Origin of the sequence: Nocardia coffeae, assembly GCF_019890715.1 — a bacterium.
Taxonomy (GTDB): Bacteria; Actinomycetota; Actinomycetes; order Mycobacteriales; family Mycobacteriaceae; genus Nocardia; species Nocardia jiangxiensis.
Genome location: NZ_JAINZY010000010.1, coordinates 350,675 through 375,925, shown reverse-complemented (window position 1 = coordinate 375,925; position 25,251 = coordinate 350,675). Strand labels below are relative to the sequence as shown.

Annotated in this window: 28 protein-coding genes; 11 read left to right on the top strand and 17 right to left on the bottom strand. The window is 66.0% G+C overall.

Annotated elements, in window-relative coordinates; genetic code table 11:
* Positions 1 to 29 precede the first annotated feature (29 nt).
* Positions 30 to 905, top strand: coding sequence for a class I SAM-dependent methyltransferase (locus K7711_RS32230; protein WP_222974011.1), 876 nt, complete (start codon positions 30 to 32; stop codon positions 903 to 905).
* An 11-nt stretch (positions 906 to 916) separates the two neighbouring features.
* On the opposite strand, the gene K7711_RS32225 is transcribed toward K7711_RS32230, so the two are convergent.
* The 7 genes from K7711_RS32225 to K7711_RS32195 all read right to left on the bottom strand — a co-directional run bounded on the left by K7711_RS32225 (position 917) and on the right by K7711_RS32195 (position 6,410).
* Entirely contained in the window at positions 917 to 1,804 is an 888-nt protein-coding gene (locus K7711_RS32225; RefSeq protein WP_222974009.1) for a phytanoyl-CoA dioxygenase family protein, read from the bottom strand.
* A 155-nt stretch (positions 1,805 to 1,959) separates the two neighbouring features.
* Positions 1,960 to 2,658, bottom strand: a complete 699-nt coding sequence (locus tag K7711_RS32220) for a DUF6069 family protein (protein ID WP_235748084.1) — start codon at positions 2,656 to 2,658, stop codon at positions 1,960 to 1,962.
* A gap of 282 nt (positions 2,659 to 2,940) precedes the next feature.
* Positions 2,941 to 3,942: a methyltransferase gene (locus K7711_RS32215; RefSeq protein ID WP_222974007.1), complete on the bottom strand. Its 1,002-nt coding sequence runs from the start codon at positions 3,940 to 3,942 to the stop codon at positions 2,941 to 2,943.
* A 49-nt stretch (positions 3,943 to 3,991) separates the two neighbouring features.
* The gene (locus tag K7711_RS32210) at positions 3,992 to 4,300 is read right to left on the bottom strand and encodes a cytochrome C oxidase subunit IV family protein (protein ID WP_308015046.1); all 309 of its coding nucleotides are present in this window, start codon (positions 4,298 to 4,300) and stop codon (positions 3,992 to 3,994) included.
* A gap of 3 nt (positions 4,301 to 4,303) precedes the next feature.
* Entirely contained in the window at positions 4,304 to 4,906 is a 603-nt protein-coding gene (locus K7711_RS32205; protein ID WP_222974005.1) for a cytochrome c oxidase subunit 3, read from the bottom strand.
* Positions 4,903 to 5,679 (bottom strand): hypothetical protein, encoded by a 777-nt coding sequence (locus K7711_RS32200; RefSeq protein ID WP_235748083.1) that lies wholly within the window; start codon positions 5,677 to 5,679, stop codon positions 4,903 to 4,905. The genes K7711_RS32205 and K7711_RS32200 overlap by 4 nt, the downstream gene beginning before the upstream one ends.
* A complete protein-coding gene (locus tag K7711_RS32195) occupies positions 5,676 to 6,410 on the bottom strand; it encodes a hypothetical protein (RefSeq protein ID WP_222974004.1) in 735 nt (244 codons plus the stop codon). The genes K7711_RS32200 and K7711_RS32195 overlap by 4 nt, the downstream gene beginning before the upstream one ends.
* A 223-nt stretch (positions 6,411 to 6,633) precedes the next feature.
* Here K7711_RS32195 and K7711_RS32190 point away from each other — a divergent pair, with 223 nt between their 5' ends.
* The 3 genes from K7711_RS32190 to K7711_RS32180 all read left to right on the top strand — a co-directional run bounded on the left by K7711_RS32190 (position 6,634) and on the right by K7711_RS32180 (position 8,893).
* Entirely contained in the window at positions 6,634 to 7,185 is a 552-nt protein-coding gene (locus K7711_RS32190) for a TetR/AcrR family transcriptional regulator (RefSeq protein ID WP_235748082.1), read from the top strand.
* A gap of 218 nt (positions 7,186 to 7,403) precedes the next feature.
* Positions 7,404 to 7,976, top strand: coding sequence for a TetR/AcrR family transcriptional regulator (locus K7711_RS32185; RefSeq protein WP_235748081.1), 573 nt, complete (start codon positions 7,404 to 7,406; stop codon positions 7,974 to 7,976).
* On the top strand, positions 7,973 to 8,893 hold the full coding sequence (locus K7711_RS32180; RefSeq protein ID WP_222974000.1) for an MFS transporter: 921 nt from the start codon (positions 7,973 to 7,975) through the stop codon (positions 8,891 to 8,893). Before K7711_RS32185 ends, K7711_RS32180 begins: the two co-directional genes overlap by 4 nt.
* A 102-nt stretch (positions 8,894 to 8,995) precedes the next feature.
* On the opposite strand, the gene K7711_RS32175 is transcribed toward K7711_RS32180, so the two are convergent.
* Both K7711_RS32175 and K7711_RS32170 read right to left on the bottom strand, forming a co-directional pair.
* Positions 8,996 to 10,198: a cytochrome P450 gene (locus K7711_RS32175; RefSeq protein WP_222973998.1), complete on the bottom strand. Its 1,203-nt coding sequence runs from the start codon at positions 10,196 to 10,198 to the stop codon at positions 8,996 to 8,998.
* Between the two features lie 28 nt (positions 10,199 to 10,226).
* Positions 10,227 to 10,751, bottom strand: coding sequence for a nuclear transport factor 2-like protein (locus tag K7711_RS32170; protein WP_222973996.1), 525 nt, complete (start codon positions 10,749 to 10,751; stop codon positions 10,227 to 10,229).
* A 134-nt stretch (positions 10,752 to 10,885) separates the two neighbouring features.
* Here K7711_RS32170 and K7711_RS32165 point away from each other — a divergent pair, with 134 nt between their 5' ends.
* Positions 10,886 to 11,530: a TetR/AcrR family transcriptional regulator gene (locus K7711_RS32165; protein ID WP_040831556.1), complete on the top strand. Its 645-nt coding sequence runs from the start codon at positions 10,886 to 10,888 to the stop codon at positions 11,528 to 11,530.
* Here K7711_RS32165 and K7711_RS32160 read toward each other — a convergent pair.
* Both K7711_RS32160 and K7711_RS32155 read right to left on the bottom strand, forming a co-directional pair.
* Complete coding sequence (locus K7711_RS32160; protein WP_222973994.1) at positions 11,497 to 11,925, bottom strand: hypothetical protein; 429 nt, start codon at positions 11,923 to 11,925, stop codon at positions 11,497 to 11,499. The two genes, K7711_RS32165 and K7711_RS32160, sit on opposite strands and share 34 nt — an antisense overlap.
* A complete protein-coding gene (locus K7711_RS32155) occupies positions 11,918 to 13,294 on the bottom strand; it encodes an aromatic ring-hydroxylating oxygenase subunit alpha (RefSeq protein ID WP_222973992.1) in 1,377 nt (458 codons plus the stop codon). The genes K7711_RS32160 and K7711_RS32155 overlap by 8 nt, the downstream gene beginning before the upstream one ends.
* Positions 13,295 to 13,451: 157 nt before the next feature.
* On the opposite strand from K7711_RS32155, the gene K7711_RS32150 reads away from it, so the two are divergent.
* On the top strand, positions 13,452 to 14,081 hold the full coding sequence (locus K7711_RS32150) for a GyrI-like domain-containing protein (RefSeq protein ID WP_222973990.1): 630 nt from the start codon (positions 13,452 to 13,454) through the stop codon (positions 14,079 to 14,081).
* Positions 14,082 to 14,164: 83 nt separating this feature from the next.
* On the opposite strand, the gene K7711_RS32145 is transcribed toward K7711_RS32150, so the two are convergent.
* Complete coding sequence (locus K7711_RS32145; protein WP_222973988.1) at positions 14,165 to 15,388, bottom strand: oxygenase MpaB family protein; 1,224 nt, start codon at positions 15,386 to 15,388, stop codon at positions 14,165 to 14,167.
* 137 nt (positions 15,389 to 15,525) lie between these two features.
* Positions 15,526 to 16,134, bottom strand: coding sequence for a DedA family protein (locus K7711_RS32140; RefSeq protein WP_222973987.1), 609 nt, complete (start codon positions 16,132 to 16,134; stop codon positions 15,526 to 15,528).
* Between the two features lie 200 nt (positions 16,135 to 16,334).
* Here K7711_RS32140 and K7711_RS32135 point away from each other — a divergent pair, with 200 nt between their 5' ends.
* Positions 16,335 to 17,582: a COG4705 family protein gene (locus K7711_RS32135; protein WP_372460207.1), complete on the top strand. Its 1,248-nt coding sequence runs from the start codon at positions 16,335 to 16,337 to the stop codon at positions 17,580 to 17,582.
* A gap of 127 nt (positions 17,583 to 17,709) precedes the next feature.
* Here K7711_RS32135 and K7711_RS32130 read toward each other — a convergent pair whose 3' ends face one another.
* From K7711_RS32130 to K7711_RS32120, 3 genes are all read right to left on the bottom strand, one after another.
* Complete coding sequence (locus K7711_RS32130) at positions 17,710 to 18,045, bottom strand: histone-like nucleoid-structuring protein Lsr2 (RefSeq protein WP_222973985.1); 336 nt, start codon at positions 18,043 to 18,045, stop codon at positions 17,710 to 17,712.
* 535 nt (positions 18,046 to 18,580) lie between these two features.
* On the bottom strand, positions 18,581 to 19,438 hold the full coding sequence (locus K7711_RS32125) for a crotonase/enoyl-CoA hydratase family protein (RefSeq protein WP_222973983.1): 858 nt from the start codon (positions 19,436 to 19,438) through the stop codon (positions 18,581 to 18,583).
* A 143-nt stretch (positions 19,439 to 19,581) separates the two neighbouring features.
* Positions 19,582 to 20,433 (bottom strand): oxidoreductase, encoded by an 852-nt coding sequence (locus tag K7711_RS32120; protein ID WP_222973981.1) that lies wholly within the window; start codon positions 20,431 to 20,433, stop codon positions 19,582 to 19,584.
* 96 nt (positions 20,434 to 20,529) lie between these two features.
* Here K7711_RS32120 and K7711_RS32115 point away from each other — a divergent pair, with 96 nt between their 5' ends.
* The 4 genes from K7711_RS32115 to K7711_RS32100 all read left to right on the top strand — a co-directional run bounded on the left by K7711_RS32115 (position 20,530) and on the right by K7711_RS32100 (position 23,730).
* Positions 20,530 to 21,162: a helix-turn-helix transcriptional regulator gene (locus K7711_RS32115; protein WP_222973979.1), complete on the top strand. Its 633-nt coding sequence runs from the start codon at positions 20,530 to 20,532 to the stop codon at positions 21,160 to 21,162.
* Between the two features lie 67 nt (positions 21,163 to 21,229).
* Positions 21,230 to 21,664, top strand: coding sequence for a MarR family winged helix-turn-helix transcriptional regulator (locus K7711_RS32110; RefSeq protein WP_222973977.1), 435 nt, complete (start codon positions 21,230 to 21,232; stop codon positions 21,662 to 21,664).
* A gap of 81 nt (positions 21,665 to 21,745) precedes the next feature.
* Positions 21,746 to 23,143 carry an MFS transporter gene (locus K7711_RS32105; RefSeq protein WP_222973975.1) on the top strand — a complete coding sequence of 466 codons (1,398 nt, stop codon included), beginning with the start codon at positions 21,746 to 21,748 and terminating at the stop codon, positions 23,141 to 23,143.
* Positions 23,144 to 23,172: 29 nt separating this feature from the next.
* Positions 23,173 to 23,730: a cysteine hydrolase family protein gene (locus K7711_RS32100; protein ID WP_222973974.1), complete on the top strand. Its 558-nt coding sequence runs from the start codon at positions 23,173 to 23,175 to the stop codon at positions 23,728 to 23,730.
* A 148-nt stretch (positions 23,731 to 23,878) separates the two neighbouring features.
* Here K7711_RS32100 and K7711_RS32095 read toward each other — a convergent pair whose 3' ends face one another.
* The gene (locus K7711_RS32095; protein WP_222973971.1) at positions 23,879 to 25,099 is read right to left on the bottom strand and encodes a cytochrome P450; all 1,221 of its coding nucleotides are present in this window, start codon (positions 25,097 to 25,099) and stop codon (positions 23,879 to 23,881) included.
* Between the last annotated feature and the right edge of the window lie 152 nt (positions 25,100 to 25,251).

The following is a 25,251-nucleotide window of genomic DNA, read 5'->3' as shown; positions in this document are numbered from 1 at the left end:
CACCGAATCACAGATCGCGGAGACTCGTCATGGCATCGGAAATCCAAGAGTATGAAGGGGCTTCGCCGGATGCGGTCCGGCAGCACTACGACGTCGGCACCGAATTCTATCGACTCTGGCTGGACGCGGGCATGACCTATTCGTGCGCGCTGTGGACCGAGGGCGACGACCTGGACCGCGCCCAGCGTCGCAAACTCGACTACCTCATCGCCCAGGCCCGGATCACCGGCGCCGAACGGGTCCTGGACATCGGCTGCGGCTGGGGCAGCCTGGCCCGTGCGATCGCCGATCGCCACCCGCAGGCCCACATCACCGGGCTCACTCTCAGCCGCGACCAATACGACTACGCCCGAACACATCCCGCGGATCGGATCGACGTCCGTCTGGAGCACTGGAACGCGCACGGCCCGGACCGGCCGTACGACGCGATCTTCTGCGTCGGCGCGCTGGAGCATTTCGTGCGATTCGGGTTGTCGCGCAAGGAACGCACCGACGCCTACCGCGCGTTCCTCATGCACTGTCACAGCATCCTGCACCCGGGTGGCGCGCTGGTGATCCAGACGATCGGCAAGGGCAACCGGGCGCTGGGCCCGGATTCACTCACCGACGTGCAGTTCCTGGCGAACGAGATATTCCCCGAATCCGAGCCGCCGCGGCTGGCCGAACTCGCCCACGCGGCAGAGAAACTCTTCGAATTCCGTTCGCTGGTCAACGATCGCCTCGATTACGCGCGAACCTGTGCGGAATGGCTGCGACGGCTCCGGGCACAACGCGTCGAGGCCGAGCGGATCGCCGGGGCCACCGTCACCGAGGCATACGAACGCTATCTGGAGGCCTCGATCCGGCAGTTCGAGGCCGAACATCTGGTGCTGTACCGCATCGCGCTTCGCAAGGTGCCAACCTGACCGGCCCGGCGTCACTCCCCTGCTGAATCCTGTTGTTCCAGAATTCTTTTGGGGTGCATGCCGTCGACCGCACCCATGAACGGCGGATGGATGCTGTACCCCAGCATCCGCCGCATATCCTCCGACACCGCCCGAACGGTGCGGCGACCGACGGCCAGTGTGTACGCCTCCTGCGGCCGGAGCCAGGGCTCGCAGTACTGCGCGGTCAGGCCCAGACGTGCAGCGGCCGAACGGTTCTCGCCGCCGCCGTGCCACAGCGTGCCCAGATAGAACGCGCACGATCCGGCGGGCATCCGCGCGACGAGCCTGGCATCGGACTGCGACGGTCGCCGTTCGCCGTCCCAGCGATGGCTGCCGGGCAGCAGCACGGTGCCGCCGTTGTCCTCGGTGAACTCGTCGATCGCCCACATGGTCGCGGCACTGAGCGCCGGACGTGGCCGGGGCACGGGATAGAAACCGTCGTCGTGATGCGGCAGCTGCGCCCGCTCACCGGGCAGGATTTCGATCGCCTGGAGCTGGGAGAGCAGATAATTCGGCAGCAACAACCGATCGAGCAGGGCCAGCACCCGGGGATGCTCGACGAGCCCGTCGCAGGCACGCGTCTTGTCGACCAGGTTGTACACCCGCCTGGTCCGCTCCCCCTCGAAGGTATTGCGGCCGGTCCGGCCGAGCAGCGGCGCGAGCGCCGCACGCAGCCGCGCGCACTCCGCAGGGGTGATGAGGTTCTCCCAGATGACGTATCCGTCCCGCTCGACGGCCGCCAGATCCGCCGCCGCGACCGCGGGATCGATGGTCCCGGCCGCGCTGACGGTCGCTCGATGCCGTCGCGCCAGATCCACCCGCAGATCGTCCAGACCGGTGATCACTTCGACGGAATTCGGCGGATGTGGGGAGGTCACGGGATACTCCTCACGCAGTGCGGACGAACCGATCGGCCCACATCATTGTGAAGTCCGCTGCCCGGTCGCGCAAGACATCCCCGACGAATCATCAACGCGTGGAAGCGGATCGGTCGAGTACGTCAGCTCGTCCGATCCGCTGCCCACGCCGGCCGTCAGCGGTAGACCACACTCCTGGCGCCCACCATGCGGATCATGCTCAGGATCGGCAGGCCGATCACCAGATGTTCGATCCCCGTGGTGATGCCGACCCATATGTCGTCGGAGAGCACCAGCGGGATGATCACCGCTGCGGCAGTGAGGATTCCGACGATCCAGGTGAAGAACAACCCGGGCGTGGGAGTGCCCATGCGCAGCAGGAACCACAGGGCTCCGGCGAGTATCGCGCAGAGGAAGCCCACCACCGCGAACCAGTACGCATCCTCGGCCATCGGGTTCCACACCCCGAATTTCCCGCTCTGCGTGACCTTGGTGGCGATGATCTGGATGACCCACGCACACAGCCAGGCAGCCAGCGCCGTCACTACCGCAGCGGCCAGCACGCCTCCGATGAACTTGCCGGGGTCCAGTTCGGGCCCCTGGCGCTGCCGCGGCCGGGGCGGCCGATCCGGGTACTGCCGCGGATCCCCGTACTCGGCGTATTCCGGGTGGCGATCCGGATACTCGGGCTGCCGATTCGGATATTCGGGCTGTTGATATCCGTACTCGGGCTGCTGATAGGCGTCGTACCCGCGATCCCGTCCGTAGCCGGGCTCACGATAATTCCCCGGCTGATAGCCGGGTTCGTACCGTGCCGTGTGCTGGTCGCGCGGATCCCTGGGATTCAACCGCCGATCACCTCCGTTGAAAAGCATGCGTGTGCGTCGAGTGTAGGGCCTGACCCTATTCCTCGCTGAGAACTTCTACCCGCTATCGAGACTTGTTACACACCACCATGAACAACAGCCGTGAACGCGACGATCAAACCGGTTACGGCATAACGAATCCGGGCGCACATTACCGCCTTCGAGAATGATTCGCGATCTACCGGCCCCTGCGGATGATTCCCGATCGTCACCGCGTCGAACAGGAGGGTTGACAGGCGCCGAATCGACCTACTCGACGATACCGTCCGGAATCTATGCGGCGACATCGTTTCACCGATCGTCGGTTGGACGGAATTCCAGGAGGCAGCGTTGATCGGTCAGATCCACGACGGTGTCCAGCGTCAGCCGATGCGGGGCCGTGAGGGTGCGGAATTCTTCGAGACGACGTTCGCGGCCGCCGTACATCACCAGCATGGCGAGGTTGAATTCGGGAGTTGCCCGGAAGTCGCCGATCGGTTCGATGATCAGCAGACGGCTCGTGGGGCGCATGGCTTCGAGGCAGCGGTCGAGGATGCGGTGAGCGTGGGCGTCGTCCCAGTCGTGCAGGATGTCGACCAGGAGGTAGGCGTCCGCGCCGGGTGGGAGTGGGTCGAAGAAGCTGCCTTCGGTGACCTGGGCTCGGTCCGCCAGGCCCTGCGCTTCGAAAGCTCGGCGCGCGTGCGTGGCAGTGGGCGCGAGGTCGAGCAGGTGGCCGTGCAGGCGCGGGTGCGCGGCCAGGATCGCCGCGAGCAGCGCGCCCCGTCCGCCGCCGACGTCCACGACACTGCCGAATCGCGACCAGTCGACCCCAGCGACCAGCTTCGGAATCTCCTCGCGCAGACGGTGATTCATCTGCCGGTCGAAGGACTCACGCAGCCGGGGATGTTCGGCGACATCGGCCCAGAAGTCCTGGCCGTAGCGACGCGGATATCCCGCGCGGCCGGTGGTGACGGTGTGCGCCAGTTCCACGAACGCCAACTCCGAGCGGCCGCCCGCGGCGTCGAGGTGCAGTAGATCGACGAGGCCGTTCCCGGCGTCCGCGCGCAGATTCGCACCGTATTCGGTTGTGCGATAGCCGGATCCGATCGGCTCGACGATGCCGAGCGTTGCCAGATGAGCGAGCAGCAGATCGAGTGCGACCGGTGCGACGCCCAACTCGTCGGCGAGCTCGTCCACCCGAACCCCCTGACCGACAAGGCGATCCGGCAGCGCCAGGGTCACCGCCACGCGCAATGCTATCGGCGTCGCCAATCCGGCCATCCGGCGGATCGACTCGACATCGTCCTGTCCCATGACAATCCACTGTGCCGCACCGGCCTCGACCGGATTCGACCGGTCGCGGTCACCGATAGAGGTTGATCGCGAGCAGCGCCGTCCAGAGTACGACCACCCAGACGTCGGTGCCGATCCGCAGCCATCGCGGTGCGGTGCGCACCTCCATGAATTGCCGGATGATCAAGCGGGACTTGATCATTCCGAGTGCGACGATGACCGTCACGAGAACGCTGTCCAGTACGGACCCGTCTCCCCGATTCTCGGGGGTGAGGCACCACGCGAGAACGGTGATCGCCACGAGCACGAGCCATACGAGCGCGATATTGCGCACATCCGGCCGCAACCTGCGCACGGGGGTGGTGGTCTGGGAGTTCACGGGTCACCTCATGAGATAGAGAATGGCGAAGATGACGACCCACAGCAGATCCACCATGTGCCAGTAGGTCGCGCCCTGCTCGACCAGCTGTGGTCGCCGCAGATCCGGATTCCGCAGTTCACGCAGGACGATTCCGAGAATCAGCAGGCCCAGGACGAGATGGGCGAGATGGATTCCGGTCAGCACGAAATAGAAGCTGAAGAATTCGTTCGAGACGGTGAATCCGTGCGTGATCTCCTGATGCCATTCGAAAGCCTTGAGCGCCACGAACAGCACGCCGCAGACGCCCGCCGCGCCGATCAGCCGTTCCGTCGTCCGGACGGCCCCGCGCCGGACTTCCTGCACCGCTATCGCCACGAACATCGAACTGGTCAGCAGAACGACCGTATTGGCAACGCCCACACCGAGATTCAGATGCCGCTGCGCCTGCGCGAACTGATCCGGCGAGCGGTCCCGGAACACCATGTAGACGATGAAATAGCAGCCGAAGAAGAACAGGTCGCCCAGCACCAGCACCCACATGTCCAGGTCACCGGGAAGCCTGCCGGTGACCGGGGCCGCCGATTCCTCCAGCGCGTCGGATGCGTCTCGATCGGATATCGTCATCGCGCGTCCTCACGGGCGTAGAGAGCAGGGGTGCCGGGCGTTTCGGCCCGGCCCGCATTCCACATGGTGGGCAGCAGACAGCCGACCCAGATCCCGAAGATCACCACCGCGATATAGAAGGTGATCATGCCGTTCCAGGCGAACGCGCCGGAATGGAACACCCACATCTGTGTGGCCAGCACCTCGGTGACGATCTGCCAGATCGAGATATAGGCGAACCACTTGGGAAATATCCGATTCCGGTCGTAGAGAATGGCGATGGCGATCACCGCGTAGGCCGCGGTGAAACAGCCCAGTGAGCCGTTGTAGGACAGCATGCCCAGGTCGTAGAGCAGATGCAGGATCCGCGGCTCGCGATCCGGCCGGAATGTCGCGGTGAGCCAGCAGACCAGCAGAACGTGGAATCCCGGAATGGCGCCCACGCCCATACTGGCGATGTAGGCGTAGGACAGCACCGATCCCGATGACATCCGTTTCATGAAATATCCGATGATGCCGTTGGAGATCGCCGCACCTCCGGCGATCACCAGCAGTATCGCGAAGCCGATTCGAATGGTCGCATGATGCTGGGCGAACCAGTGCGCCACTTGTATATCGGTGACATCCGGGCGTGGCGGCGGCGTGGCCCGGCCCATGAAGATCACCCCGGCCGAGAGCGCGCCGTAGAAGACGGCGAAAACCCAATAGCTGATGTAGACGTCCGGGCGCATTGCGCGTGCGGGCGTCGTGCTCTCGGCCGGATCGTCCGAGGCGGTGGACGTCACGGTGCTCATACCGACTCCCGGGCCTCGCGACGGTAGGACGAGCGCAGCACGAGGAACATCACCACGACGAACACCGCGAACGCGATATTGCGCAACCAGAACGACACCGCACCGTTCCACGCCAGCGGACCGTCCCGGAACACCGCCGCTCCGGCAGAAGGGGCCATGAGCACGGCTGTCACCAGCGAATAGTGCGCCACCCATCGGGGGAACACCGGATCGCGGTCGTCGTCGAAGTAGATCGCCAGCGCCAGCAGCACGAACTGGGCGACCAGCATGCCGATGGGTGCGATGAAGAAGATCCAGGCCAGATCGTTGAGCACCTGGATGAGATCGGCGGATCGGTCCGTGCGGAACGCGGCGACGGCGAAGAAGATGTCCGACAGCGCGAACAGGGTCGCCCCGGCGACCACGGCGGACAGATACGAGAACGCGAAGATGTGGCTCTGGCCCCGCATCCGCTGCATCCGGGCCAGGATCAGCACGAAGAACGGGACGATCAGGATCCCGCAGAGATTGAATCCGACCATGCTGAACCGGATCATCGCCGTGTGGTCGCGGTAGAACTCGGCCACCTGCGTGGCGGTCATATTCGGCGACATCGGCGGAAAGAAACCCGGAAACGCGGCGAACAGCACCAGCAGGACGGCCGCGACGGCGGGAGTCGACCAGAGGATCGCCTGCTGGGCTCGCAGATTCGTTGCCGCCGAGCGGTTCTCGTCTTCGAGGAGGACTTGCATACCGCATTCCTTTCCGCCGGGCACGCCAACCGCATCCGGAGTGGATGCTCCGGCCATCGCGTGTCCGTGGCGGAAGCATCCCAGCATTCCTGACGGTAGTCAATATTTGCCATGACTGTATGCTGCTGCTATGCCGACAGTTTCGCGAGACTCGAAGCCTGACCATGGTCAATCGAGAGCTGTTCCGACGCAGGCCCGCTCCCAGGCCAGCCGGAACGCGATCATGCAGGCGGCGCTGGCGCTGTGGCGTACGAAGGGTTTCGCGGACACCACCGTCACCGACATCTGCAAGGCCGCCGGCGTGTCGAAAGCGCTGTTCTACGTGTACTTCTCACGCCGCGAGGACGTTCTGCTCGCGGTGGAGGTGTTCACCGTGCACGATGCGCAACTGGCCGCCGAGACGGTCCTCGCGCGCCCGTACGAACTGGTCGAGCTGATCGCCGCGGTCATCGGGCCGCTGGAGAGCCAGATGCGCAACTATCCACCGGAACTGGTCTTCGAGACCATCCTGGAGACGTACCGGCTCGAGCGCCGCGCCCTCGCCGACGGCACCGCCCAGGATCAACTCACGGTCCTGTTCCTGATCCCCTTCCAGCAGGCGCAGCGCGACGGAAAACTCCCCGCGCGAACCGATGTCGCCTGTGCCGCGCGGATCGCCCAGACGCTGCTCACCGACTGCATCAGACGTTGGGCCGCAAGCGATTTCGGCAGCGAGTCACTCACCGAGCCCCTGGCCCGGGAGATCACCGAACTCGTCCTGGGCACGAATCATTAGAATATTCGGATTCCTGCCGCTTTTCGCGAATTATTTCTTCGTAGTCCGGATCGTGCCGCCGAGAAACCATCCGAGTCGCTCGCGCCGACACCCCGGGCCCGAGGTCAATGGACTCCGCTGCCGATGGCGGCGATCACATCCGGATCCGTGCGGCGATCTGCGGCGGGATGGATCCACATCACATTTAGTTAGTAGTTAGTAACTGCTAACTTGTCACTATGGCCGAACGGATGAGCGGAACCGAACGACGAGCCCAGGTACGGGCCATCGCAGCGAAAGAGTTCGCGGAGCACGGGTTACACGGGGCGTCGACAGAGGCGATCGCGAAGAGTGCGGGGATCACGCAGGCGTACATCTTCCGCATGTTCGGCACGAAGAAAGCCCTGTTCCTCGAGCTCGTCGAGGCGGCCTTCGAATCCGTCAGCGACGGTATGCGAGCGGCGGGCGCGGGAAAGGCCGGGCTGGAAGCACTCTCGGCGATGGGCGGCCAGTACTTCGATCAGCTGACCGATCGGACCGGGCTACTACTGCAACTTCAAGGCTTCGCCGCGTGCGGCGACCCGGAGGTGCGCGACGCGGTACGAGCGTGTTTCGCGCGGATGTGGGGCACGGCCGAGGACGGCACCGGCCTGGAACCGGTGACCGTGAAGACGTTCCTCGCCTTCGGGATGCTGCTGAACGTCGGCGCCGCAATGGATGTCGAGCAGGTCGACGCGGCGTGGGCGGACGGTGTCCGCACCCGAATCCAGTCGGGCCTGTTCGCGCACGTCACCACCGAGGCGAACCGGTGAACACCCGCCTCGACGGACTCGGATTTCTGCTTTCCGTTGCCGCGCTTGCCATCGCCTGGCGGGTTCTGCCGATCGAAGCGCCCGGGGAGCGGCCCCGGATCGACGTCGCCGGCGCGCTGCTGCTCGCTCTCGGGACACTCGGGCTGCTGCTCGTCGTCGCCGAACCTTCGTTGTGGGCGACCGCTTGGTTGGCCGGTGGCATCCTCGTCGGCTCTCTCGCAATTCTGGTCCTCTGGGTGATCGTCGAAATGCGCGCCGCCGCACCGCTGGTAAACCTGCGATTGCTCGGACAACGTCCCGTCCTGCGCGCGAATGCGGCGATGCTCATCGCCGGGATCGGGCTGTATCTGCTGTTCAGTCTGCTCACGCGCTATGTGCAGACACCCGCGGGCGCGCACTACGGATTCGCGCTGCCCGGCGTCGCCGCCGGTGCGGCATTGATTCCCTTTTCCCTGCTGGGGTTCGTCGCAGGCAAGTCGCTGCCGTATCTCGTCGCTCGCATCACCGAGCGGTGGGCGTATGCGCTGTCCACCGTGATCGCCATCGCCGCCGTCGCGCTGTTCATCGCCGCCGACCGCTCGTTGCTCGCCGTTCTCGTCTCGATCGCCCTGCTCGGTTTCGCGGTCGGCGGGGTCTTCTCGGTGATGCCCAAGCTCGTGCTGGTCGGCGTGCCTGGAGTGGAAACGGCAAGCGTGCTCTCGATCAACCAGATCGTCCGCAGCATCGGGTTCAGCACCGGCAGCGCGCTGGCCGGATTCCTGCTCGCCGCCGCCACACCGGCCGGGTCCATGCTGCCGACCTCGGACGGCTACATCACCGCGGCGCTGTGGGCGCTACCCCCGCTCGCCCTCAGCGCGCTGATCATCGCTGTGCGCCGATCCCCACGTCGACCGGCTCTACCGTCGACGGCGTCATGACTCGCGCCAACCGGGAATCCGGTGGTCACGTATCTCGAAGACGGACAGCGGGATTGCCGCGACCGGAGTCCGCATCGCCGAACCGATGCGGCGACCCCTGGCTCAGATCCGGGACGGCATGCTGTCCCATCCACGCACCGCGGAGGACGAGGAGAAGATCGCCCGGTCGAGATCGACCTCCCAGTCCGGGAAGCGATTCATGATCTCCTCCAATGCGATTCGCGCCTCGAGCCGAGCCAGTGCATTACCGAGGCAGAAGTGCGCGCCGACGCCGAAAGCCAGATTCTGGCGGGGCTCCCGGGTGATGTCGAAGACGGCGGCGTCGGGGCCGAAATGGCGCTCGTCTCGATTAGCCGCGCCGATCAGCGTCAGGATCGCGCTGCCCTCCGGCACGGTCCGCCCATGGAATTCCACATCGCGGGTGACGTAGCGCGCCGCCTGCAGCGCGGGTGGTTCGAACCGCAGGATCTCCTCGATCGCGCCGGGCAGCAGGGTGCGATCGGCCACCAATCGACGACGTTGGTCGGGATGTTCGGACAGCAGTTTGCCCGACCAGCCGATCAGCCGGGTGGTGGTTTCGGCGCCGGCCACCGCGACGACGTTCATGAACATCAGCAGTTCGTCGCGCCGCAGTCTGCGCCGCTCACCGGTCTCGTCCTCGAATTCGACGGTGAGCAGTTCGGTGGTGAGATCGTCTGCGGGATGGGCGATTCGCCAGTCCAGGAAATCGGCGAACACCTGGCCGTCGGTGATCGGGCCGTCCGGGTTGTCGGTCATCTGGCCGCCACGCTCGGTGCGCACGAACCGCTCACCGTCCTGCTGGACCCGGCGCTGATAATCCTCGGGGATACCGAACAGCATGCCCACGACCCGCAACGGCATCACCGCCCCCAGATCCTTGACGAAGTCGAGCGAATCGCCGCCCACCAACGGATCCAGGCAGCGCACAGTGAACTCGCGGATACGGGACTCGAGTGCGTGGATCTTGCGCGGAGTGAACGCCCGCGACAGCAGTTTGCGGTGGATGTCGTGGATCGGCGGATCCTCGAAGATCAGCACACCCGACGGAATCTCGATACCGGACTTCAGGATCTCCAGCACGACGCCCCGCGCGGAGCTGAAACCCCGGTGATCGATCAGCGTATGGTTGACGTCCTCGAAGCGGCTCAGCGCGTAGAAGTCGTGAATCTCGTTGTAGTACAGGGGTGATTCGTCACGTAACCGGGCGAACATCGGGTACGGATCGGCGTTCAGCTCGGTGTTCCAGGGGTCGTAGTACAGCTCGTCGGTGGTGCTCGCGGTCATCGATAGTCCTTGTCGGCGGGCCCGGCGCTCAGATCGTCAGGCCGTGCTTCTCGAAATGGCGGCTCAGCGCCTGCATGTACTCCTCGCCGTGGAACGGGCCGCGCGCGCCGATGGCCGCCTGCAGGAACGGGCCGTACTCCTCGTCGTTGACGTAGGTGGACCAGTGGGTGATCTGCGCGTCCTCGTTGGTCTCGACGAAGCTGATCGAGTAGAAGCCCATGGTGGCGCCGTCGATCGAGGAGGTGCCCTCCCAGCGGTACCGCATGACGAATCCGTTGTCGGCCGCCCAGAGCTTGTACTCCACCGGCTTCCAGTCCGGGAAGACCACCGCATACGCCTTGGCCTCGACCGTGGCGGCCAGATCGAAGGATGTGGCCACATCCTTGAGCACCAGTTCCTGCTCGGCGACGAAGTAGGGCGAGGTGTAGACCGCGTCGTCGGTGAATTCCCACTCGTCGTAGGTCTCGCCCTGCTGTACCTGCTGCAGGACGTATTTGTCGCGATAGCTCTCGGCCATCCGGCGGTGCTTGGCGATACGGTCCTCGGGCTTCATCGCGGACTCCTCCCGATCTTCCTGTGGCGGTGGATGTTTCGAAATATACACAACTGTATGTGAAATACGACTCTGTATTCGAGATTTGGGGACGTAGCCGACGCCCGTGATCGGCGACCTGGGAGGATGGGTTCGTGGCAGAACGATGGACACGACAACGACGCGTCGAGCACACCCGAACCGTGCTGCTGGACGCCGCCGAGGAGGTCTTCGCCAAGCAGGGGTTCGGCGGCACCGCTCTGGAGGACATCGCCGAGGTCGCGGGCTACACCCGCGGCGCCATCTACTCGCATTTCGGCACCAAGGAAGAACTCTTCCTGGTCGTCATCGAGCGGCATCTGCAGAACTTCCTGGACGGCTTCGCGGATGTGATCACCTCCTTCGACAACCTGCACGATCTGGACGTCGGCAAGATCGCCCAGCGGTGGCGGGAGCTGACCATCGCCGCACCGGACGCCGCCGCACTGGGCCTGGAATTCTCACTGTTCCTGCTGCGTAATCCGGACGCCCGGCACCGGTTGGCGGCCAAGCGTGAGGAGACCGCGCGATCACTCGCCGGGTACATCACCGATCATGTGGAGCGCCTGGGCGGCACGTTGCGGATGCCCGCCGACACGCTCGCGCACCTGCTCATCGCGATCAACAACGGCATCACCATCAACGGGCATATCGACGGCGCCGACCTGTTCGAACCCTTCCTGCAGATGGTGATGGCCAATGTCGTTCCCGGACAAGCCGATCCGGATCAGCCCGAGGCCGGTAACTCCATCTGCAAGTAGACCCCGATGCGCCGGATCCGGGCGTCCGCGGTGAACTCGTAGACACTCGCGGAGTTCACCACGCTGCGGAATTCACCGATCCGGCTGCGTTCCTCCAGCTCCAGGAAGACGATCCCCGAGGCTTCGGTGATTCGTCTGAACGAGCAGTCCCAGTCGGCGGAAGACGCCCAGCCGGTCAGGAATTCGGTGTACTCCGACCAGTTCTGCACCTCCTTGAAAGTGCCGACGCGCACGAAGTTCGGCACGTCCACCAGTTCGGCCAGCGGCGCCCATCCGTCCGGGCCGAAGCCGGGATCCTTTGCCGCCCTGACCAGTTCGCCGACGATCTGGCCGTACCGCAACGCGACGCGCGACAATCCGGTGTAGCCGCCGATCACGGCATCGATCTCACTCATCGCCGGCCCCTCGGCTCGCACCGGCCAGATAGCGGTCGATCACCGAGTGGTAATGCGCGATGACGACCTCCTCCTTGACCAGCGACATCGATTCCAGCCGCCGATTGCGCAGCCCGGCCTGCTGGCGCGGCATCTGCTCGTAATCCTGTTGCAGGGCAAGGAAATACTTGAAGCTGCCCGGTTCGGTGACCTCGATCGGCGCGGCCTCGAAGGCGCCGCGGTGCTCCTCGGGCAACCACATCACGCTCACGATGTGCCAGACACAGCGGTTCGGGTCGCCGTCCGGATGCGGCTCGGCCATGATGACCGTCGCCTCGCCCGCGCGAACCGTCATGAAGAAGTTCGGGAAGAGCACCCAGCCGTGGTTGTCGCTCATCTGGGCGTCGGTCAGACCGCTCAGATCCAGGCCCATACCCGAGAGCGTCTCGCGGGTGGCGCGTTGCAGGAGAGTTCGCGCGGTGACTCCCTCGGGAAAATCCAACTCTCCCTTGTCATCCCGATAGGACGCGACCAACTCCTGGAAGCGCGGCAGGGCCGCCTGCACCGATGGGAAGGTCTCCGGAAGTTCCAGAATCCCTTCGACCTGTTCCTCGGGACCGTACTTCTCGGCGTTGGCGACCTCGAACGGAGCCATCGAGACGCTGTGCTCGTCGAAGAATTTGTACCGGCTCTTCGCCGGATCGATCATGATGACGCGCAACAGCTGCGGATGGATACCCGAGATGTGATACCCCTCCTCGAAGGCGTCCATCACGACTTTCCAGTTGCAGTTCAACGCCTCTCGCACATCCAGAACGGTGACCATCTCGTCCAGATGGTAGGGCGCGAGCAGCTCGGCGACCTCCTGGCCGAGGTATTCGAGCAGAGGCGCGGCCTCGGGATCGGGATTGAGGAACAGGAATCCGCCGAAGCAGTCGACCGACACCGGCAGCAGCGACAGGCCCTCCTTGTCCGGGGAGGACACGACGTTCTCCTGCTCGCGCAGCACACCGCGAAGGCGACCGTCCAGGTCGTAGGACCACAGATGGTACGGGCACAGGAAACGTTTCATATTCCCCTGCCCGGTGCACAGCAGATTGCCGCGATGCCGGCACGCGTTGACGAAGCCGCGAATCACCCCGTCCCGGCCCCGCACGATGACATAGGACTGGTCGAGGATCCGGTACTCCTTCCAGTCGCCCGGATTCGGCAGCTCACTCACCCGCCCCGCGACCCGCCACACCCGCTGCCAGATCCGTTCGCGCTCACGCTCGGCGAACTCGGCGCAGGTGTAGCGATCCGTGGGAATGCTCATCCGGAAACGGCCGAAATCGATGTCGGCCAGCCCCGCCCCGGCATCGACCCACTCCCCCGGCTTCGTCGACTGCATCTCCGTCCTCCTCTGCGGTTGCGGCGCGCGATGGTGATCGCCACCACAACTGTACAGAGATGTATCTGAGATACAAGGCTGTATATGAGATGAAAAAGGTTGTCGGTGAGGGTCGTTAGAGTGGTCGCACCTCCGGTTCCAGGCGAGGAAGGACGGCATGACCAAGACCGATTTCCGTAAGACGCTGGACTCCTATCGAGCCAGGTCCGGGCAGCTTCGCGTGCTCGAGGTCCCGCCGCTGCGCTACGTCATGGTCGACGGCCGGGGCGATCCGAACAGCTCGCCGGAGTTCACCGCGGCGGTCGAGGCGCTGTATCCGGTGGCGTACAAACTCAAGTTCGCCAGCAAGCAGGATCTCGGCCGCGACTACGTCGTGATGCCACTGGAGGGACTGTGGTGGTCCGAGCAGATGGAGACGTTCACCTCCGCCCGAGACAAGTCCCGATGGAACTGGACGATCATGTCGATGGTTCCGGACTGGATCACCGGCGAGATGTTCGAGGCCGCGGTCAGCGCGGCCGCGGTGAAGAATCCGGCGGTACCGGACCGGGTACGACTGGAGACCCTCGACGAAGGCCGCTGCGTACAGACATTGCACATCGGCCCGTTCGACGACGAGGCCGAGACACTGGCCCGGATGCACCAGGAGTTCATCCCCGAATCCGGCCTCGCGATGACCGGCCGACATCACGAGATCTACCTGAACGACTTCCGCAGAACAGCCCCGGCCAGACTACGCACCATCCTGCGCCAGCCGGTCGAGGCGATCTCACGTTCCGAAGTCTGAACGGTGTTCCGGGAGAAGGGATTCCAGACCAGAACCCGAGGCGAACAGGGCGAACGCCTCGGGTTCGGTCCGGTGAGAACAGCTCAGGCGGCTGTGGCGATGTGCTCGGCGGAGCCGCCGATGACCGCCGACTCCGCACCGGTCAGGGTGCGAATGAATGCCAACTGCGCCTCGCGGCCGTGTGCTGCGGCGCGCTCGAATTGTCCCGGCACGGCACGGGTCCAGACGGTCCGAGCGAGGTTGAAAGGTATGCGCAGCAACGGATACCACGGCACGGCGGCCGGAGGCAGTCCCAGTTTCCGCATCGCACCGGACCCCAGGAACATGGTGGCGATCGACAGGTGCTGGGAGCGCGCGAGACGGCGGCGCGGTCCGGTGAGATAGCGGTAGTGCCAGCCCAGGGGCTCGTCGAGCATGGGCATGGCGAGCTGCGCCGAGGTCTCGTCGGGATTGGTGATCGCGGTCATCGTGTGGAACAGGATGCGCACACTGTCCCGGAAGTCGTTGGGCAGGAAGCGTTCCTGCACACCCATCACCCAGCCGACGTACCGGGTGAAGTGCGCCATGGCGTCGGCCTCACTCGGAGTCACCAGCATGCCCAGGCCGATCGCACCGACCGTGGGCGCGATCAGCGCGCCGACCATGGTGGCGGCCATATCGGTCTGGTTGATCGGCAGTCCCCACTCCTGCCCCTGCCAGTCCGGCATGGCCGCGACATGTCGGCGGACCATCGAGTGGATCATCCGCACCCGGACCGTGGAGCGATAGCCCAGCCCCCGCGGCAGCATGCCGCCCGCGGAGGAGACGTCCAGCGCCCACTGCGTCGTCTCGGCGAAGCGCTTGGCCGGCCCCTTCTCCAAAGCCCCTGTGCGCAAGAGGGTTTTGTTGAAACCCGAGGCCAGGTAGCCGCCCAGGAACGACATGTCCCGCGCGACGTAGAGCGCGTCGCGCCCACCCAGGCTCATCACCCGCTCGGCGCGCCGGATCTTGTCCCAGTCCACCCAGTCCGGCACGGCCTCGACTTGGTCGAAGAACTCCCGTAGCGGACCGGGCGCGTCCGGCACGGCCGCGATCCCCTCGCTCAGCGCCTGCTCGAACAGCGGCCGCGTGGTCGCCATCCCCTCGCGGTACATCCAGTCCACCAGCTCGTCCATCGGCTCGTCACCGATGGTCAACGCTTCTCCCAGTTCCCGGAACTGGGCGGGAGTCGGCTCGCGCAGACCGAGCACCCGCGCGAACGGGCCGAGTCCCGCCCCGGGGACGGACCGCGGCGCGGCGGGGTGCCGAGTCGGGATGGTCGAATCCATGATCTCTCCTTCGCAGCAGATGTCAGCACGTCGATCGGGGCTGCGCGCCATACCCGTCATACTTCTGGCAAGATCCTCTACCAGAATAGCAAATTTGGCAAGATCACTTTCCAGAAACCGCCGCTGATCGGCGCCGCTCACTCCACCGGAGTTGCCGCCCGGCGACGTCGCAGGACGATCAGCCCGCCGACCGCGAGAACCAGGACGACGAGTCCGGCAATGAGATAGGTGGGTCCGCGCAGCGACTGTTCGAGGCTGTGCCAGTTGGCTCCGACGGCATAGCCCGCCACGGCCAGCGCCGCGGTCCACGGCAGGCAACCGGCGAGGGTGTACGCGCCGAAGCGCAGCGGAGGCATCGCGGCGATCCCTGCGGGCAGGGAAATGAAAGTACGGATACCGGGGAGCAGGCGCGCCCAGAACACCGACATCGCGCCGCGGCGCACGAACCAGTCCTGGGCGCGGTCGATCTCCTCGGGCCGCAGCATGATGTAGCGACCCCAGCGGTGCAGTGCCGGTCGTCCGCCGTAGCGGCCGACCAGCCACGCCACATAGCTGCCGGCGACGTTACCGGCGGTACCCGCGACCACGACCGCGACCAGATTCGGATGCTGACCGCTGACCGCACCGGCCGCCAGCGCACCACCGAGCATCATGGTCACCTCGGACGGAATCGGGATGCAGGCCGACTCCGCGGCCATCAGCACGAAGATCGCGACGAGTCCATAGGACAGAATCAGTTGCTGCACAATGCCTCCCGTCCACAGGTGCGGACAAGGGACAGGTCGGCAGGCGCCGCCGGGCAGCTGGGCACAGGTCTGGTCGGTATCACACCGTCACACTCGCCGACCGCCGCTGAGAGCACGCTGAGATCGCACTGGGCTCTGGTCCGTGCCTTCACCGGATTTCTCAGCGGGGACACAGCAACGGATCATTACCGTCGCGGACCGTGACGGAGATGACTGATTCCGGTGTCGGTGCAACCCGCCGGATGCTGAGCAAGGTGCCCGAGGTCACGGTGTGGTTCTGGATCATCAAGATCCTGTGCACCACCGTCGGCGAAAGCTTCGCGGACTGGATCAATATGACGCTGGGCGTCGGATTGAACCTCACCGCAGCGCTGTTCACCGTCATTCTGGTGGCGGTGCTGAGCTGGCAACTACGGCTCACTCGCTATGTGCCGTTCGCGTACTGGCTGACCGTGGTCGTGCTCAGCGTGACCGGCACGCTCTACACCGACATCCTCACCGACGGCCTGTCGGTCCCGCTCGCGGCGAGCACCAGCGTCTTCGCCGCGATCCTGGCCGTGGTGTTCGGCATCTGGTTCGTGCGCGAACGCACGCTCTCGATCCACTCGATCCGCACCACGCCGCGCGAATTGTTCTACTGGCTGGCCGTTCTGGTCACCTTCGCACTCGGCACCGCGACGGGAGACTGGACACTCGAGCTGACCGGCTGGAGTCCCGGAATCTCGGTACTGCTGCCGGCCGCACTGATCGCCGCCATCGCGCTCGGCCGTCGACTGGGCGCGAATGCGGTGCTGTCCTTCTGGCTGGCCTACATACTCACCCGCCCGCTCGGCGCGAATCTCGGCGACTGGCTGGCCTCCCCCACCGCCGACCACGGCCTCGGCCTGGGCACCGCGGTGACCAGCGTGTTGTTCCTCGTGGCCATCCTCGCCACGGTCCTGTACCTGACCCGCACCCGCCGCGACACCATTGCCGATGAAAACTCTTCGCCCACAACGACTCCGACCACCCAACCGTCCCGGGAACGACTGATGCTCGGCTACTACGCGCTGGTCGCGGTCGCCGCGGGCGCACTGCTGGTCTGGGCGTCTGCCCAACCGCACGCCACCGCGAGTGGCACCGAGGAGGCCGCACCCGCTGCGGCTTCGACAGCCCCCGCACCGGTCCACGCCCACTTCCCGCCCGCCGAGATCGCCACGTTCCGCACCATCACCAGCGATACCCTCACCCTGATCCAGACCGGTCACCACGGTGCGGCGAAATCCCGGATCAAGGACCTGGAAACGGCCTGGGACCGTGACCAGAACACTTTGCAGCCCATGGACGGAGGGTCCTGGACGACCATCGACGGCCGGATCGACGACGCGCTGCACGCGGTCCGCGCCGACACTCCGGATCAGACGACCGAAATCCGGACCCTCACCGATCTGCTCACCACACTCGGTTGATCCACTCCGGCCCACCGCGGGATTTGTTGCCCCGGAAATTCGGCTACACCCGGAAATTCGGCCTACAACCGGCCGAGCCGCTGATTCGGCGCACGAGGAGGCGACGGATCAGCGGCTCGGCCGATTCTCAACCAGCGTTCTTGTACGCCTCCACCACTTCGGCCTGGATGCGGCCGCGAGTGGAGACCGAATAGCCGTTCTTGCGCGCCCAGTCCCGGATCGCGGCGGTCTGCTCCCGCTCGGCCGAGGAGCGGGAGACTTTCTGTCCCTTACTCTTCGGGACTCTTCCGGCTTTACGCGCATGCGGCGTCCACTGGTCGAAGATGCCGCGCAGTGCCGCAGCATTGAGCACCGACAGATCGATCTCGTATTCCACGCCGTCCAGAGAGAACAGCACGGATTCCTCTGCCGGTGACTTACCGTCGTAGTCGTCCACGAGCTCGACTATGACCTTGCGGGCCATCGAAAAAATTCCCTTCCGTCGGGGTGAATCAACCAGAGCGGCAACCTTATCCCAGCGCCGATGACGCCGGACAACGGCATATGGCGGCCGGGGCGGGCAACGACCGAGCACGCATTATTCTGATCAGATGACCGATCGAGTGCCCTCCGAAAACGATGCGCTCAGACGGTGTCGTCCCGCACGCGACCATGGCCGGAATCCGGATCCGGCAGTACTGGTTTCGACGGTCATCGCTGCCTCAGCTCGCGCTCGCGACCGAGCGGCCGACCCGGTGGATGCGATGAGCGGTATCGATCCGCGATCACCGTTGCCGAAGATCCACCCCGCCAGCCCAGCGTGGTGATCGGCAAGACGCTGAACCCGTCGACACCGCGGCCAGGCAGAAGCCCGTTGTCCAGCAAGTAATCCCGCCACGACAGGGTGGCCGGACCGTCCTGGGATTCCGCAGCCGCGCGGAAGATCGAGCCGGCGGCCGACGTCGCCGGTGCACCGCACACCTCGGACCGCAGCGGTGCGCGCGATGGGGCGGATCAGCTCACCGCGACTCGAACAGATCCGGCAGACCGTCCGAGACGCGGTCCGGGAACTCCGGGACACGTTTGGCCAGAAAGGATTCCACGCCTTCGCGAGCGTCCCCCGACGCACCGCGCAGGTAGATGGCGAGGGATTCGGCGCGATGCGCGATCTCCGGACTGTCCGCACCGAGCATGCGCCAGATCAGCTGCCGGGTCAGCGCCACCGAGACCGGCGCGGTGCCGGTGACCATCTCCCGGGCCAGTTCGAGGGCCCGTTCGAGCACCCGATCGGCGGGCACGACCTCGCGCACCAGCCCGCGTTCCAGGGCCTCGGCCGCAGGCACCATCCGGCCGCTCAGGGTCCATTCCAGTGCCGTGGACACGCCCACCACGCGCGGCAGGAACCAGGTCGAGCAAGCCTCCGGCACGATCCCTCGACGGGTGAACACGAAGCCGAATTTCGCTGTGTCCGAAGCGATTCTGATATCCGCGGGCAGGGTCATGGTCACCCCGACACCGGCCGCGGCGCCGTTGATCGCGACGATCACCGGCTTGTTCGACCGATAGATCCGCAGCGATACCCGGCCGCCGGTGTCCGCGGGCGCGCCGCCGGTGTCCGGGTCGTCGTCGAGGACGAACGTCTCCCCGCCCGCACCGAGATCGGCTCCGGCGCAGAACGCGCGGCCGGTGCCGGTGAGCACCACCGCGCGCACCGAGTCGTCCGCATCGGTCTCGTCGAATACCGCGATCAGACGTTCGCACATCGCGGCGGTGAAGGCGTTGAGCCGATCGGGGCGATGCAGCCGCACGATCGCGATCGGTCCCTCCCGTTCCAGCAGTACCTGGTCGTCGGCATTCACATCGGTGTCCGAGCTCATCGCACCCTCTCGAATCGGTCTGCCGCATCACGGCATCGACCGCGACGCGAGGTATCAGTCAGCGTACCGCCGTGTTGGCACAGTGCCAATTACCGCAGAGAAGCCCGTGGCACACGCGGCGCCACGGGCCCCGCGATCCGGATTCAGCCGATCAGCGCCAGATCCTCCTCGGTGAGCCGGATGTTCGCGGCGGCGATGTTCTGCTCGAGGTGCGCCGGATCCGTGGTGCCGGGGATCAGCAGGATCGACGGCGACCGGGCCAGCAGCCACGCCAGCGCGATCTGCTGCACGGACGCGCCGTGCCGGGTCGCCACGGTGTCCAAATGTTCGGTCAGCAGCGGCTGGAATCCGCCCACCGGGAAGAACGGCACGAACGCGATCCCGGCCTCCTCGCAGGCGTCGATCAGCGCATCCGCATCGCGCATCGCGACGTTGTAGGCGTTCTGCACGCAGACGAACGGCGCGAGATCGCGAGCCTGATCGAACTGCGCCCGAGTGATGTTCGAGATACCCAGATGGGTGATCAGGCCCTCCTCCTGCAGTTTCGCCAGGGCGGTCAGCGGCTCCTCGAGCGAGCCCTCCGCGGGTGCGACGGCTTCACCCATGCGCAGATTCACCACGTCCAGCCGGTCCACGCCGAGGGTGCGCAGATTCGCCTCGACGCTCTGCCGCAGGCCGTCGGGGGTCAGCCCCGGCGGTATCGCGCCGGCGAACTTGGTGACCAGCACCAGATCCTCCGGATACGGATGCAACGCCGCATGCAGCAGTTCGTTGGCGTTCACCCCGTCGCGGTCGTAGAACTGCGAGGTGTCGAAGTGGTTCACGCCCAGTTCCACCGCGCGCCGCAGCAACGCGATCGCGTTCTCGCGGGAAGGCTGCTTACCCTCCGGCCAGCCCGTCAGCTTCATGGTGCCGAATCCGACCCGATTCACCCGGAACGATCCCAAACGGCCTTCGCCCGCCGCGCGGGCCGATATCGTCTGTGCTTCAGTCATGGTCATCAGCCTGGCCGAGCGGCAGATGCGGTGTCCGCATTCGGCAACAAGCTGCCACGCGTTGACGACCAACGCGAACATCACGAGACTCGAATCATGGCCCAGACCCAGTCGGTCACCGTCGTGCGCGGTCACCAGGAACTCACCGAGCGCGCCGCGCACCTGTTCGAAGCCACCACCGTCAGCTTCGACTGCGCCGCCAAGGATCACGCGACCTGGCACAACGGCCGCCACCAGACGCTGCGTCCCACCGTCGCGCTGCGCAAGCTCTACTTGCCCTCGGCACTGCTGGACCCGTCGCTGTCGCAACATCTGCACACCATGGTCGAGCGCGGCGCGGGAGTGCGCATCACCGACGACGAGATCAGCGAGACGATCCTGCTGGACCGGCGAGTGGCCATCCTGGCCGGGGACACCTCCTACGGACTGCGCAGCTACAGCATCGTCACGGTGCCCGAGGTCGTGCACGGCGTGGCCTCGCTGTTCGACGCGACCTGGCGTGCGGCTACGGATTTCGCCACCTACGACCGCGACCTGGACGAATTGCGCAAGCTCGCGCCGCGCATCCTGGACCAGCTCAACACCGGTGCCACCGACGAGGCGGCCGCCCGCGTGCTCGGGCTGTCGGTGCGCACCTACCGCCGTCGCGTCGCCGAACTGATGAGCGCCCTGGGCGCGAGTTCGCGTTTCCAGGCCGGTGCGCGCGCCCAGGAGCTCGGTCTCATCTGAGTCCGGCGTACCGGTAAATTAGAAAGACAAACTTGCAAGTTTCAACTGTGCAACCTAGACTTCACTTATGCGAGGCGACGAGGAGCTGCTGACCACGGCCACCGCGGTGCGCCGGGCGATCAGCCTGCTCAAGCGGCGCACCCGGGAGACCCAGACCCGGGATCTGAGCCTGCCCGAGACCGCGGTCATGGCTCGCCTGGATCGCAATGGGCCGGACAGCATTTCGGGTCTGGCCCGCTGGGAACAGATCACCCCGCAGGCCATGGGCGCGACGGTCGGCGGCCTCGAATCCCGCGGCCTGCTGCACCGCATCCCCGACCCGGACGACAAGCGCCGAGGACTGCTGTCCCTCACCGAGGCGGGCACCGAACTGCTGCGCGCCGCGCGCGACGACCGAACGAAGCAGATCGCCCGCGCACTGGCCGACAACTTCACCCCCGCGGAGATCGCGGAAATCCGCCGAGCAGCGCCGCTGTTCGAGCGGATCGCCCAATTCCTCTGACCCCCTTACCCTTTCACCGCATCGGCAGCCGAGGCCGATGCCTGCCCGCGGCGTGCCCGCACGCCGTTGCGAGGTACCACCATGCCCGAAACCCTTTCGGCGACGACATCTCTCGCCGAACGCCCATTCACCTGGCGGTTCACCGCACCACTGTTCGTCGGATCGGCCCTGAACCCGGTCAACACCTCCCTGATCGCGACCGCGCTGGTGCCCATCGCCGCGGGTGTGCACGTCTCGATCGGGCAGACCGCGGCGCTGGTATCCGCGCTGTATGTGGCCAGCGCGATCGCACAACCCACCGCGGGCAAGGCCGCCGACGTATTCGGCCCGCGACGCGTCTTCCTCACCGGAATCCTGCTCGTACTCCTGGGCGGGCTGGTCGGCGGTTTCGCCCCGACGCTGTCGATCCTGCTGATCAGCCGAATCCTGATCGGGCTCGGCACATCCTGCGCGTATCCGACAGCCATGGTGCTCATCCGGCGTCGCGCCCAGAGCGCCGGCCTGGCCCAACCGCCAGGCGGCGTGCTGGGCGGCCTGCAGATCGCGGGGATCGCCACCGCCTCCCTCGGACTGCCCCTGGGCGGCGTACTCGTACAACTCGCCGGATGGCGGTCGGTCTTCTTCGTCAACGTGCCCGTCGCGCTGATCGCGCTGGTGAGCACGCTGCTGTGGGTGCCGAAGGACGAACGCGATCGCACGCGGCGCTCCGCACGCGAGATCGCATCGCTGCTGGACGTCACCGGAATCATCGGATTCGCGGCGGCGATGAGCGCACTGCTGCTGTTCCTGTCGCATCTGCCGACGGTGAACTGGGCTCTGCTGGCGACCACCGTGACGCTCTGGATCGCCGAGGCACTGTGGGAGTTGCGTGCGGCCGCACCGTTCCTGGACCTGCGGCTGCTGGTCCGGAACATGGCGCTGACCCGCACCTACATCAGATTCGGCATGGTGTTGTTCTCCTCCTACCTGGTGCTGTACGGCATCACGCAGTGGCTCGAGGCCGACCGTCACCTCTCCGAACTCGCCGCGGGTCTGCTGCTGTTGCCGATGACGGTGATCGCCGGAGTGGTCATCGTGCCGATCTCGCGCCGCAATCTCGTTCGCGGACCGGTGATCTGGGCCGCGGCGGCCTGTATGCTCGCCGCGGTCGGCGCACTGTTCCTGGCCTCACCGGCATGGCTGGTGCTGGTCGTCGTGATCACCGTCCTGCTGGGATTCGCCCAGGGCGCGGCCAGCAGCAATCAGCTCGCCCTCTACCTCCAGACGCCCGCCGAACTCCTGGGCACCGCATCGGGACTGATGCGCTCGTTCGGCTATCTCGGCTCCATCGCCTCCTCGGCGATCACCGGAATCGTGTTCCACGACAACGTCTCCGACTCCGGTGTCGCGACGATCGCCTGGATCATGATCGGCGCCAGCGTCTTCCTGCTCGCACTCACCGTCCTGGATCGCCGCCTGCCCCGCACCGCGACGAACTGAATCCGTCCACACCTCTTCGAAGGATCACCATGCCCATTACGACCATCGACCCGACCTCCGCACTGCTCGTCATCGACCTGCAGCACGGACTCGCCGATGCGCCCACCCTCGAACCCGTCGCCGAGATCGCCACTCGCGCAGGGGAACTCGCCGACGCGTTCCGGCGGAACGGGCAGCACGTCGTACTGGTCAACGCCGTCGGCCGCGCCCCCGGCCGCACCGAGCAGGGCGCGCGGCACGACCAGAAGTTCCCCGACGGCTGGACCGACCTACTGCCCGCACTGGGCCGGACCGAGAGCGACCACGTCGTGTCCAAGTCCCGCTGGGGCGCGTTCCAGGACACCGGCCTGCACGAACTGCTCACCGGCCTCGGCGTGACCCAGGTCGTCATCGCCGGTGTGGCAACGAGTTTCGGCGTCGAGTCGACCGCACGCGCCGCCTACGACCGCGGCTACCACGTCACCATCGCCACCGATGCGGTCACCGACCTGGACGCCCGTGCCCACGCCCATGCGCTCGGCCACATCTTCCCCCGGCTGGGCGAAACCGGAACCGTCGCCGAGATCGCCGCCACCCTCCCCCGGTAACAACGAAGCCTCGAGCCACAGATCTCCCCATCGCGAACGAGGATTGCCCCTGGCACGCCCGCCGGCGAGGCATGATCGCTCGACGCATCCACATCCCGCGACGTCCCGACCTCACTCGGCCGGAACGTCGCGGGATCCGGGCAGGTTGTCAGCTGGGGTGCCAGCTCGCAAAGGGGCGGGACGGCGCGAAAGAGATCGGCAGGGTGGCCAGGGCGCGGTGGAAAGGCCCTGGACGCCACACCAATTCGCCGGGATCGACCGAGAGTTCGATCTCGGGCAGGGCATCGAGCAGTTGGTCCACACCGTCCTGGGCGATCAGGTAGGCGGACTGACGTGCGGGGCAGGCGTGCGGGCCCGCGCCCCAGGCCAGGTGCGATCGGTTGCCGGTGTAGTCGCCGCCGCTGATGGCCGGGTCGTTGTTGCACGCCGCGATGCTGATGATCACGGGCTGGTGCGCGGGCAGCCACACCTCGTCGAGCAGCACCGGCTGGCGCGGATAGGTCATACAGAAATTCGCGATCGGCGGGTCCAGGAACAGCACCTCGTCCAGCGCGTCACGGGTGGACAGGCTGCCACCCAGCAGGCTGCCCGCGAAACGATCGTTGGTCAGGATCAACAGCAAAGTATTGACGATCAGGTTGTGCACCGGCTCGACACCCGCGCCGTACAGCGGCACGAGTTGCTCGATGACCTCCTGATCGTCGAACCCGGCCGGATGCTGGACCAGTCGAGTGGTCACATCGTCACCGGGCTCGGCGCGCTTGCCCGCGACCAACTCGCTCAACGCCTCGATCAGCATGATGTTTCCGGCCGCGGCATCGGAGCCCTCGAAGATGGTCATGACGCCGGTGGCGACCCGCCGGCCGATATCGGGTGAGCACCCCAGCATCGCGTTGACCACCTGGAAGGCCAGTGGCCGTGCGTAATCCGCGATCAGATCGGCCGAGCCGGTCTCGCAGAACTGCGCGATCAGCGGCACCGCGATCCGCTCCACCACCGCGTGCAGACCGTGCAGGTCGACCGCCGAGAGTGCCGCGACGTTCGCATCCCGGTAGCGCCGATGTTCCTCGCCCGAACTACGCATCGCATTGGGCCGCCAGGCCAGCATCGGCTTCACCGGGCACTCGTCCGGGACATCCTTCTCCCACGCCCGCGGATCGACCGGAAAATGCGCGGGATCGTGCAGGATCTGCACCGCGGTGCGATAACCGATCACCAGAGTGGCGGGAACGCCCGGCGACAGCTCGACCGGCACCAGCGACCCGTAGCGTTTGCGCATGTCCTGGTAGCAGTCGTGCGGCATGGCGGCGAATTCCGGGCTGTACAGGGCGATGCGGTCGCTGTCGGTGTACATCGGCGGATTGATCATTCAGGCTTCACCTCGACCTCGGTCCGGTCGTGCAGATCGACGGTGCGGCAGGTGGAGCCCGTCCGTCGGCGCGGATGTCTGTTCGTGCGTGCCGTGGTGCGACATATCCTCGATCAGGGTTGTAATCGGTTGAGCACGAGGGGGAACGGAGC